Below are 11,320 nucleotides of genomic sequence, written 5' to 3' on the forward strand. Positions count from 1 at the left end.
TTTCCACGGCCAAAGATCGCCCCGTCATGTCCCGTTTCCCTCGCCATCGCCTCGCCGCCGCAGCCACCCTGCTCGGCCTGGCCGCCGCCGCACATGCCCTCGACCTGAGCGGCCTGTCCAAGGAGGCCCAGCCCTGCGACGACTTCTATGCCTTCGTCAACGGCCCCTGGGAAGCCGCGACGGAGCTGCCCGCCAGCCGCGCCCGCATCGGCAGCTTCGAGGACCTGCGCCAGAACAATGCCGCCGTGCTGGACAAGGCCTTGAAAGAACTGGCCGACCGGCCCGAATTGCAGAAGACGCCGGGCCTCAAGCTCATCGCCGCCTATTTCTCCAGCGGCATGGACGAAGCCGCCATCGAAGCACGCGGCCTGACTTCCGTGGCACCGCTGCTGAACCGCATCGACGCCCTGCAGCGCCGCGAAGACCTCCCTGCCCTGCTGGCGCTGCTGAATCGCAGCGGCATCGCGGCGCCGCTCGGCTACAGCGTCCAACCCGACCGCAAGGACACGCGGCGCAATGTGCTCGGCCTGGGGCAGTCCGGTCTGGGCCTGCCGGACCGCGACGACTACTTCCGCGACGATGACCGCACGCGCAGCGTGAAACTGGCATACCGCGCCTACAGCCAGGCCCTGCTCGCCGCGGCAGGCAAGCCGGCCACCGACGCCGAGCTGGACACGCTCTATCAATTCGAGACCCGACTGGCCGGCGCCTCACGCGCACGCGATCAGTTGCGCGATCCGAACGCCAGCTACAACCCGATGAGCCCGGCCGAACTGGCGGCGGCGGCGCCCGGCCTGGACTGGAACACCTATCTCGCCGTGCTGACGGCTGGCGCCAAGCTGCCACACCGCCTCATCGTCGGCCAGCCGGAGTTCGCGACTCACGTCGCCCAGCTCGCCGCCGACACACCGCTGCCCGTGTGGCGCCAGTACCTCGCGTTGCGGGTACTCGACGCGGCCGCCCCCCGCCTACCCACGGCGTTCGCGACCGCCTCCTTCGACTACCGGGGCAGGACCCTCATCGGCCTGCAGGCGCGGCAGCCGCGCAGCGAGGAGGTCATCCTCATGATCGGTGGCAGCTATGGCACCGAGCCGGTGGCCCTGGCCCTGGGCGAACTCTTCGTCGCGCGCGCCTTCTCGCCCGAGGCGCAGAAGCGCTCGCTGCAATTGCTGGACGACATCCGCGCCAGCATGAAGGAGCGCATCGAGAAGCTGGAGTGGATGACGCCCCCCACCAAGGCCAAGGCGATCGAGAAGCTGGCGCAGATGCAGCCCATGATCGGCGCGCCCGACAAGTGGCCGCAGTTCGAGGGCCTGCAGCTGAGCAACAACGACTTCACCGGCAACTGGCTCAAGGTGGCGCTGTGGCACAGCGGCCAGCAGATGAAGGATCTGGACTCGCCGGTCGAGCGCGGCAGATGGCGCACCAGCCCCCACATCGTCAATGCCTTCGCCGGTGGCCTGAACCAGATCACCTTCCCGGCCGGCATCCTGCAGCCGCCCTTCTTCGACGCCAAGGCGGACGACGCCAGCAACTACGGTGGCATCGGCATGGTCATCGGCCACGAGATCACGCATCACTTCGACGACAGCGGCCGCAACTTCGACGCCGGCGGCTCGCTGACCGACTGGTGGACGCCCGCCGACGCGGCCGGCTACAAGGCCCGCGCCGACAAGGTGGCCGAGCGCTATTCGGCGATCTCGCCGCTGACCGGCTACAACATCAATGGCCGCATGACGCTGGGCGAGAACATCTCCGACATGTCGGGCCTGCCCCTCGCCTACGAGGGCCTGCAGCGGGCGCTCAAGCGCAGCGGCAGGGCTGACAAGAAGATCGACGGCTACACGCCGGCCCAGCGCTTCTTCATCAGCACGGCGCTGATCTGGCGCACCAAGGTGCGCACCGAGTTCCTCATCAACCAGATCCGCACCGACAACCACTCGCCGGCCAAGTTCCGCGTGCTGACACCGATGAGCAACACGCCCTACTTCGCGCAGGCCTTCAGCTGCAAGCCGGGGAGCGCGATGGTGGCGAGTGATCCGATCACGGTGTGGTGAGTGGGGCGGTTTGATTGAACTTGGACGGGGCTTCGGCCCCGTTTTTGTTTGGTGGTTGCTTTTGCCAAGGTCCTCATGACTCGCGTGCAGTGCCGCCGGAGTCCGCCCGGCGAGGGCGGGTAACTTTTCTCTGACGCGCCAGAGAAAAGTCACCAAAAGAGGAGCGCTCAATGCAATCTGCACTCGAGCGGCGTCTGCCGCTCGCTGCGCTCGGTGTGGGCCGTGCCTCCACGCGAGCCGCTGCGCTCTCGCCCACCACTTTTGAAGAGCGCCAGCGATCGCGCCTTCAAGCCAGCTAACGCCGGCTGCACGCCGGGCTCATCAGGAAATACCGAACAGCCGCGTCGCCCGAGCGACGCTGCATGGGGCTGTTTTGATGAGCACGGCGTGCAGCCGCGCGTCGAACGGGGTGCTGATGCGATGGATGCTGCTCGCGACAAGTCGTGTGCGAGAGCGCAGCGGTTCGCTTCTTGTCGCAATGCCGCTGGTTGTTTTCGCGCGCCGCTCTTGGCGGCGCCGCGGTCGTGTGCGGTTCAGGGCCTCTTCTTTGGTGACTTTCTTCTGGCCCCGCAGAAGAAAGTTACCCGGCCGCCGGGACGGACTCCCGGCAATGCACCGAGCAAACGCACTCTCCGCAAAAGCAACCATCCCACCAACAAAAAAACGGGGCCCGAAGGCCCCGTCCTTTCTTCAGGCAAAGCGCCCGACGATTACCAAGTCAGCTTCAGCGTGTAGCTGCCGGTACCGCTGTAGCGCAGCACCTGCACATACAGCGTCACCGAGCCGCTGCCGCCATTGGCGTAGCTGGTGCTGTCGACCTGTCCGGCGGCCTTCTCGCTGCTGGCCAGCGTGGTGCCGGAGCTGTTCTTGATGTACAGGTCGAAGTCGTTGCTGCTGCTGCCCATGGTCAGCGTCGCGGCCAGCGTCTTGCCGGCCGGCAGCGTCACCTTGAAGTAGTCGGTGTCACTGCTGGAGCTGATCGAGCCGGCCACGATGGCGGGCGACGACACGGTGTTGGCCGTGCCGATCGTGCCGTTGGACTCGGTCTCGTTCACCGTCGGCAGGGTCGTGCCGGTGATGGCCGTGACGGCAGCGGCGGCGTCCAGGATGCCGGCGCCGCACTGCGAGCAGCTGCCCGGGAAGGCACGGGCGCTGCTGACCAGCGCGGCCTTGATCTGGTCGGGCGTGGCCGTCGGCTTGGCGCTGTACATCAGGGCGACGACGCCGGCCACGTGGGGCGTGGCCATCGAGGTGCCCTGGTAGTAGGCGTAGCTGTCGGCGCCCGGCGCCTTGGTGCCGGCGTTCAGCGTGCTCAGGATGCCGTTGCTGCTGCTCGAGCGCACATCGCCGCCGGGCGCGGCCAGCGTCACGATGGAGCCGTAGTTCGAGTAGTAGGCGCGGGCACCGTTGCGGTCCGTCGCTGCCACGGCGATGACGCCGGAGCAGTTGGCCGGGTTGGAGTTGCTGGCGTTCTGGTTCTCGTTGCCGGCCGCCACGACGACGGTGGTGCCGCGCGAGCGGGCACTGTTGATGGCGTTCTGCGACGTGGTGTCGCAGGCGCCGCCGCCGCCCAGGGACATGTTGATGACCTTGGCCGGCGTGGCGTTGGCGGGCAGGCCCGAGACGCTGCCGCCCGAGGCCCAGACCATGCCGTCGGCGATGTCGGACGTGTAGCCGCCGCACTTGCCAAGCACGCGCACCGGTTGCACCTTGGCGTTGAAGGCGATGCCGGCGACGCCGCTGGCGTTGTTGGTCTTGGCGGCGATGGTGCCGGCCACGTGGGTGCCGTGCCAGCTGGAGTTGCTGGCGGGTTCACCCGTGCCGCATTCGCCGGCAGCCACCCAGTCGCCCGGGTCGCTGGGGTCGCTGTCGCGGGCCGAACCGTCGTTGGAGACGGCCGTGTCATTGATCATGTCGTAGCCGGCGACGATCTGGCCGGACAGGTCGGCATGCGGGCGGTAGCCCGTGTCGATGACGGCGACGACGACGCCGGAGCCGGTGGCCAGGTCCCAGGCAGCCGGGGCGCGAATGCCGCCGGTGTTCTCGTACAGATCCCACTGCGAGCTGTAGCTCGAGTCATTGGGGGTCATCATGGGGTACATCTTGCGGTCGGGTTCCGCATAGGCGATGTTGGCGTCGGCGGCCTTGAGCTGGTTGGCCAGGCTTTGCATCTCGCCGTGCGAGAGGGCCTTGTCGAGCTTGTAGATGTGGGCGCCGGTGCCCATCTGGCGCAGCAGGCGGGCCTTGGCGCCACGCAGGGCCAGGGCCGAGTTGACGGCGTTCAGGCGGGCGTCGAGGGCATTGGCCGTGACGCTGACCGCGCGCAGCACGCTGGCGTCCTTGACATCGGCCTGGGAGGCATCGCGGTAGCTGACGATGAGGCGGTCGGTGCTGGCGGCACGCTGAGCCAGGCTCGCGACACCGACGTCAACCTGGGTGTTGGACACGCCGGCCTGGACTGCGCCTGCCGTCAGCAGGCCACAGGCCAGTGCGAGCAGGGTTCTCTTGTTGGCAAAAGCAAAACTCATTTGGTGGTTCCGGAAAAGTCACCGTGGCGGACGGCGCACCGGCTCGGCCCGCGGGATCTCCACGAGGAGCGCCGCTGTGTTCAGCTCACCGACAGGACTCAACCCAACAACCAGAAACGGTCCTGCCGGCATGGCGCATCCGAAGCGGCGCGCAGTGTGTCCGCGACACGAAGCCAGCCTTGTCACCAACCGGAGTGACGCAAGTCACCCTAGCGGGCAACTACCGATGGACGCCCATGACGAGTGGCACGCGAGGCCGAAGAACACGCGCGAGCCTGCGTCTCAATTCGGTGGCGGTTTTCGGCATGCCGTCGCATGCCGACGGCATCTCATCGCCTGCTGCTTGGGACCGCTCGGTCAGACGCCTAGCCTGAGCACAGGTCGACGTCATTCACGTCCCCTGCCCCTCAAAGTCCAACAGGAGCTCGTCATGTCCTCTCGCTATTCGATCGCACAACGCACACCGGTTCTCAACGGCCTCTTCGCCGCCGTCGCCTGCGCCGCCACGCTGGCCCTGACAGCCGGTCCGGCCATGGCCGCACCCGACGACCTGGAGCGCGTCGAGGTCAGGGGCCGCGTCATCGAGGCGCCCGCCCGCTACGACGTGCACGCCGCCTGCGAAGACCTTGAAGGACAGCTGCAGTCGGCACTGGAGCGGACCTGGGCCATCGAAGGCCGCTATGGCGAAGTGAAGGTGCAGTTCGTCATGGAGAACGGGGAAGTCGGCGCCGTGCAGGCGAACGGCATCTCGCGCAGCATCGCCCGCGACGTGCGCCAGGCCGTGAACCGCCTGCATTGCGGTCCGCAGAACACGGCAAGCGCGCAGATCTACCGCTTCAGCGTCGACTTCATCGATCCTCGCGCCCCCGCCATGGACACCTTGACCGCTCGCAGCGGCAGCGGCACGCGCGTCGCGCTGTTCAGCCGCTGAGCACCTGGGCAATGGCCGCGTCGACGGTCTCCAGCGGCCGTGCCAATGCGGGCACGGCCTCTCGCTGAGCGGGTGCCCAGATGGGCGCCGGGAAGTGGCTGTCGCCCTCGAAGCGCGCAATCACATGCCAGTGCAGATGCGGCACGACATTGCCCAGGCTCGCGAGGTTGACCTTGGTCGGTGCGAGCAAAGACCTTAAGGCCCGCTCGATCTCGGTGACAGCGTCCATGCAGGCGTGTCTATCCGTGACGCAGAGGTCACTGAACTCGGCGACATGGGCGTTCCAGATGAGTCGGTAGAAGGCCGGGAAGCGTTGTGCTTCCTCGCCCTCGACCACACGCACGACGCGGAACTGCGGCGTGCGGGCGACGACGAGGCCGCCGTCGCCGTCACACAGCGCGCAGCTCACACCAGCACCCGCTCGATGCCGCCGTTGTTGGCCTTGGCCACGTAGTCGGGCATCCAGTTGGGGCCGAGGATCTGGTTGGCCATCTCGACGACGATGTAGTCGGCTTCCAGCAGGCCGTTCTGAAGGTCGTTGCCGTAGCGGCTCAAACCCTGCAGGCAGCTCGGGCAGGAGGTCAGGATCTTCAGGTTGTCATTGGCGCCGACCTGGCCCGACTCGCGCAGCTGGGCCTCGGTCTTGCGCAGTTCCTCTTCCTTGCGAAAGCGCACCTGCGTGGAGATGTCGGGCCGCGTGACGCCCAGCGTGCCGCTCTCGCCGCAGCAGCGCTCGCTCTTCACGACGTTGTCGCCCACCAGCGCCTTGACCGTCTTCATCGGCTCCTGCTGCTTCATCGGCGAGTGGCAGGGGTCGTGGTACAGATAGCTGTTCTTGGAGCCCAGGGTGATGCCCTTCTCCAGCAGGTACTCGTGGATGTCGATGATGCGGCAGCCTGGGAAGATGTCCTCGAACTTGTAGCCCTGCAGCTGGTCGTAGCAGGTGCCGCAGCTGACCACCACCGTCTTGATGTCGAGGTAGTTCAGCGTATTGGCGACGCGATGGAAGAGCACCCGGTTGTCGGTAATCATCTTCTCGGCCTTGTCGAACTGGCCCGAGCCGCGCTGCGGGTAGCCGCAGCACAGGTAACCCGGCGGCAGCACGGTCTGCACGCCGGCATGCCAGAGCATGGCCTGCGTGGCCAGGCCGACCTGGCTGAACAGACGCTCCGAGCCGCAGCCGGGGAAATAGAACACGGCCTCCGTCTCGCTCGGCGTGGCCGGCGGGCGGATGATGGGCACGTAGTCCTTGTCCTCGATGTCCAAGAGCGCCCGCGCCGTCTTCTTGGGCAGGCCGCCGGGCAGCTTCTTGTTGATGAAGTGGATGACCTGTTCCTTGATCGGCGCGGCGCCCAGCGTCGCCGGCGGCGCGCTGGTCTGCTTGCGGCCCGCAAGCTTGAACAGGTCGACGGCAAAGCGCTGCGCCTTGAAGCCAATGCCCACCATGGCCGTGCGGGCCAGCTTGATGGTCTCGGGGTTGGTCGCGTTCAGCATGAACATGGCCGCCGCGTTGCCGGGGCGCCAGGTCTTCTGGCCCATCTTGCGCAGCAGGTTGCGCATATTCATCGTCACGTCGCCGAAGTCGATCTTGACCGGGCAGGGCGACAGGCATTTGTGGCAGACCGTGCAGTGGTCGGCCACATCCTCGAACTCCTGCCAGTGCTTGATGGACACGCCCCGGCGGGTCTGCTCCTCGTACAGGAAGGCCTCGACGAGCAGCGAGGTGGCGAGGATCTTGTTGCGCGGCGAATAAAGCAGGTTGGCGCGCGGCACATGGGTGGCGCAGACCGGCTTGCACTTGCCGCAGCGCAGGCAGTCCTTCACCGAGTTGGCGATCTCGCCGATGTCGCTCTGCTGCATGATCAGCGACTCATGCCCCATCAGGCCGAAGGACGGCGTGTAGGCATTGCGCAGGTCGGCCGGCATGGCCTCATCGCGGAGCAATTTGCCCTTGTTGAAGCGGCCCTCGGGGTCGACGCGCTTCTTGTAGGCCGTGAAGTTGGCCAGCTCGTCGTCGGTCAGGAACTCGAGCTTGGTGATGCCGATGCCATGCTCGCCCGAGATGACGCCGTCCAGCGAACGCGCCAGCTTCATGATGCGGGCCACGGCCTCATGGGCCGTCTGCAGCATCTGGTAGTTGTCGCTGTTGACGGGGATGTTGGTGTGCACATTGCCGTCGCCGGCATGCATGTGCAGGGCCACCCAGACGCGGCCGCGCAGCACTTCCTTGTGGATGCGCTTGAGCTCGGCGATCAGCGGCTCGAAAGCCGCGCCGTTGAAGAGGGCCTGCATGGGCTTGAGGATCTGGGTCTTCCACGAAGCGCGCAGCTCATGCGTCTGCAGGCCCTCGAAGAAGCCACTGTCCAGCCCGTTCAACCACTGCTGCCACAGCTCGCCCACCTCGCGCAGCAGGGTCAGGGCCTGCTGCACGCGGTCTTCCAGCAGCTCGGCGCTCGGGATGTCGCCGGCGTCGTCGCTCTTGCCCAGCGGCAGCTTGCCCGTCATGAACAACGCTTGCAACGCCGTCACCAGGGCCAGCTTGTTGCGCAGGGACAGCTCGATGTTGATGCGCTCGATGCCCAGGGTGTACTCGCCCATGCGGTGCAGCGGGATCACCACGTCCTCGTTCACCTTGAACGCGTTGGTGTGCTTGCTGATGGCCGCGGTGCGCTTGCGGTCCAGCCAGAACTTCTTGCGCGCGTCGGCGCTGACGGCGACAAAGCCCTCGCCCGAGCGCCCATTGGCCAGGCGCACGACCTCGGAGGTGGCACGCGCCACCGCATCGGCGTCGTCGCCGACGATGTCGCCCACCAGCACCATCTTGGGCAGGCCGCCGCGCTTGCTCTTGGTCGCGTAGCCCACCGCCTTCAGGTAGCGGTCGTCCAGGTGCTCCAGTCCGGCCAGCAGCACGCCAGTGTCGGCAATCGAGAACATGTAGTCCTTGATGTCGACGATGCTGGGCACACAGTCCTTGGGGTTGCCGAAGAACTCCAGGCAGACGGTGCGCACATGGGCCGGCATGCGGTGCACGATCCAGCGCGCAGATGTGATGAGGCCGTCGCAGCCTTCCTTCTGGATGCCCGGCAGACCGGCGAGGAACTTGTCCGTCACGTCCTTGCCCAGGCCCTCTTTGCGGAAGACACGGCCGGGGATGTCCAGCCTCTCGGTCGTCTCGAGCTTGGTGCCCGACGCGTCGAAGTAGCGCAGCTCGAAGCTGGCCATCTCGACGTCATGGATCTTGCCGAGGTTGTGGTTGAGGCGGATCACCTCCAGCCATTTGGCCTCGGGCGTCACCATCTTCCAGCTGGCCAGGTTGTCCAGGGCCGTGCCCCACAGCACGGCCTTCTTGCCGCCGGCGTTCATGGCCACGTTGCCGCCGATGCAGCTGGCCTCGGCCGAGGTCGGGTCCACCGCGAAGACGAAGCCATGGGCCTCGGCCATGTCCGCCACCCGTTGCGTGACGACGCCGGCCTCGCTGAAGATGGTCGGCACCTCGCGGTCCAGGCCCGGCAGGCGCAGCATCTCGACGCCGCGCAGGGCTTCGAGCTTCTCGGTGTTGATGACGGCGCTGTTCCACACCAGCGGCACCGCGCCGCCCGTGTAGCCGGTGCCACCACCGCGCGGGATGACGGTCAGGCCCAGCTCGAAGCAGGCACCCACCAGCCCGGCCATCTCGGCCTCGGTATCGGGCGTCAGCACGACGAAGGGGTACTCGACGCGCCAGTCGGTCGCGTCCGTCACATGGGACACGCGGGACAGGCCATCGAACTTGATGTTGTCCTTGGCCGTGTGGCGGGCCAGCGTCTTGGCGGCGCGTTTGCGCAGCGTGCCGACGCTGTCGAAGAACTTGCCGAACTCGGCCACCGCGCCGCGCGCGGCCTGTAGCAGTTCGCCGACGGCGGCGTCGCGCTGCGCGTCGCCAGCGGGGTCGCGGCGCTTCTGCACCTCACCCAGGCGGTGATGCAGCGCCTCGATCAGCAGGGCGCGGCGCTTGGGGTTGTCCAGCAGGTCGTCCTGCAGGTAGGGGTTGCGCTGCACCACCCAGATGTCGCCCAGCACCTCGTACAACATGCGCGCGGAGCGGCCCGTGCGGCGCTCCAGCCGCAACTGGTCCAGCAGCTCCCAGGCCCGGGAGCCCAGCAGGCGGATGACGATCTCGCGGTCGGAGAACGACGTGTAGTTGTAGGGGATCTCGCGCAACCGGGGGGCTGCGGTCTCGTCCGCTTCAGCGGTGGGCATCAGGGGATGCGGTGCGTTCATGGCAACCGGCGTGACCGGAAAATAAGCCTTGGCAGGCTGGTTCGGGCGGGCAGCGGCTCGGGTCGGCAGCAAGGCGGGCGAGGAACACCCGGCTTGTGGCCACGGCCCCTCGCGGCAGGGGTTGGAATCCTAACCGAGGGGGGCTTCTCCCTAGAGGGCCACCGTGTTTGCCCGCCATTCGTGCCTCATCAAGCGGCGCTATGCTGGCCCGCAAAACCCTCAAGGAGACACCGCAATGAAGTCGTTCGCCCTTGCTGCAGGCCTGCTGGCCCTGGCCGGCTCGGCCCAGGCCCAGATCGAGATCCAGTGGTGGCATGCCATGGGTGGGGCGCGCGGTGAATGGGTCAACGACCTGGCCCGGGACTTCAACGCCAGCCAGAAGGACTACAAGGTCGTCCCCACCTTCAAGGGCACCTACGAGGAATCCATGCCCGCGGCCATCGCCGCCTTCCGGGCCGGCCAAGCGCCTCACATCCTGCAGGTCTTCGAGGTCGGCACGGCCACCATGATGGCCAGCAAGGCCGCCATCAAGCCGGTGGCCGACATCATGAAGGAAGCCGGCGTGCCCTTCGAACCCGGCGCCTATGTGCCGGCGGTGGCCAGCTACTACACGGCGCCGAGCGGCCAGATGCTGAGCTTCCCCTTCAACAGCTCCACCACCGTCTTCTTCTACAACAAGGACGCCCTGAAGGCCGCCGGCGTCGACAAGCCGCCCACCAGCTGGCCCGAGGTGGCCTCGGCCGCCGCCAAGCTCAAGGCCAACGGCAGCAAATGCCCCCTCACCACGTCGTGGATGAGCTGGACGCAACTGGAAAGCTTCTCGGCCTGGCACAACGTCGAGTTCGCCACCAAGAACAACGGCTTCGGCGGCCTGGATGCGCGACTGGCCTTCAACACGCCGCTGCACGTTCGCCACATCGAGAACCTGGCCAACATGGCCAGGCAGGGGCTGTTCGTCTACAAGGGCCGCGGCAATGCGTCGGACGCCACCTTCGTCTCGGGCGAGTGCGCGATGACGACGGCCTCGTCCAGCATCTACGGCGACATCAAGAAGAACGCCAAGTTCGCCTTCGGCATCACCGCCCTGCCCTATTACCCCGACGTGCCCGGCGCGCCGCAGAACACCGTCATCGGCGGCGCCAGCCTGTGGGTGATGGCGGGCAAGAAGCCGGCTGAGTACAAGGGCGTGGCCAAGTTCTTCGAATACCTGGCGCGGGCCGACGTGGCGTCCGAAAGCCACAAGCGCACCGGCTATCTGCCTGCCACCAAGGCGGCCTTTGTAGCGACGGAGGCCAGCGGTTTCTACAAGGCCAACCCGGGCAGCGACGTGGCCGTCAACCAGATGATCCGCAAGACCACCGACAAGTCGCGCGGCGTGCGCCTGGGCAACCACCCGCAGATCCGCACCATCGTGGACGAGGAGTTCGAGCTGATCTGGGCGGGCAAGAAGACGGCCAAGGAAGGAATAGCTGCCGCCATCCAGCGCGGCAACGAGCAGCTGGAAAAATTCCAGAAGACCGCAAAATTGTGAGCCCCTCGTCCAA

The 11,320-nt window shown here is 66.9% G+C and carries 6 protein-coding genes; 3 read left to right on the top strand and 3 right to left on the bottom strand.

The features are described from left to right. The first annotated feature begins 26 nt into the window (after positions 1-26). Positions 27-2,057: a M13 family metallopeptidase gene (locus J2X20_RS22235; RefSeq protein ID WP_310269638.1), complete on the top strand. Its 2,031-nt coding sequence runs from the start codon at positions 27-29 to the stop codon at positions 2,055-2,057. 710 nt (positions 2,058-2,767) lie between these two features. On the opposite strand, the gene J2X20_RS22240 is transcribed toward J2X20_RS22235, so the two are convergent. Next, positions 2,768-4,585: a S8 family peptidase gene (locus J2X20_RS22240; RefSeq protein ID WP_310269640.1), complete on the bottom strand. Its 1,818-nt coding sequence runs from the start codon at positions 4,583-4,585 to the stop codon at positions 2,768-2,770. Between the two features lie 430 nt (positions 4,586-5,015). Between J2X20_RS22240 and J2X20_RS22245 the strand changes: the two genes are divergently transcribed. Next, positions 5,016-5,516, top strand: a complete 501-nt coding sequence (locus J2X20_RS22245) for a hypothetical protein (protein ID WP_310269643.1) — start codon at positions 5,016-5,018, stop codon at positions 5,514-5,516. Here J2X20_RS22245 and J2X20_RS22250 read toward each other — a convergent pair. Beyond that, positions 5,506-5,925 carry an HIT family protein gene (locus tag J2X20_RS22250; protein ID WP_310269645.1) on the bottom strand — a complete coding sequence of 140 codons (420 nt, stop codon included), beginning with the start codon at positions 5,923-5,925 and terminating at the stop codon, positions 5,506-5,508. The two genes, J2X20_RS22245 and J2X20_RS22250, sit on opposite strands and share 11 nt — an antisense overlap. Next, positions 5,922-9,776 carry a DUF3683 domain-containing protein gene (locus J2X20_RS22255; RefSeq protein WP_409034186.1) on the bottom strand — a complete coding sequence of 1,285 codons (3,855 nt, stop codon included), beginning with the start codon at positions 9,774-9,776 and terminating at the stop codon, positions 5,922-5,924. The genes J2X20_RS22250 and J2X20_RS22255 overlap by 4 nt, the downstream gene beginning before the upstream one ends. Positions 9,777-10,011: 235 nt before the next feature. Here J2X20_RS22255 and ugpB point away from each other — a divergent pair, with 235 nt between their 5' ends. Beyond that, positions 10,012-11,307: a sn-glycerol-3-phosphate ABC transporter substrate-binding protein UgpB gene (gene ugpB, locus J2X20_RS22260; protein ID WP_310269650.1), complete on the top strand. Its 1,296-nt coding sequence runs from the start codon at positions 10,012-10,014 to the stop codon at positions 11,305-11,307. Positions 11,308-11,320 lie beyond the last annotated feature (13 nt).

It is taken from the genome of Roseateles saccharophilus (assembly GCF_031458095.1).
Classification (GTDB): domain Bacteria; phylum Pseudomonadota; class Gammaproteobacteria; order Burkholderiales; family Burkholderiaceae_C; genus Pelomonas; species Pelomonas saccharophila_A.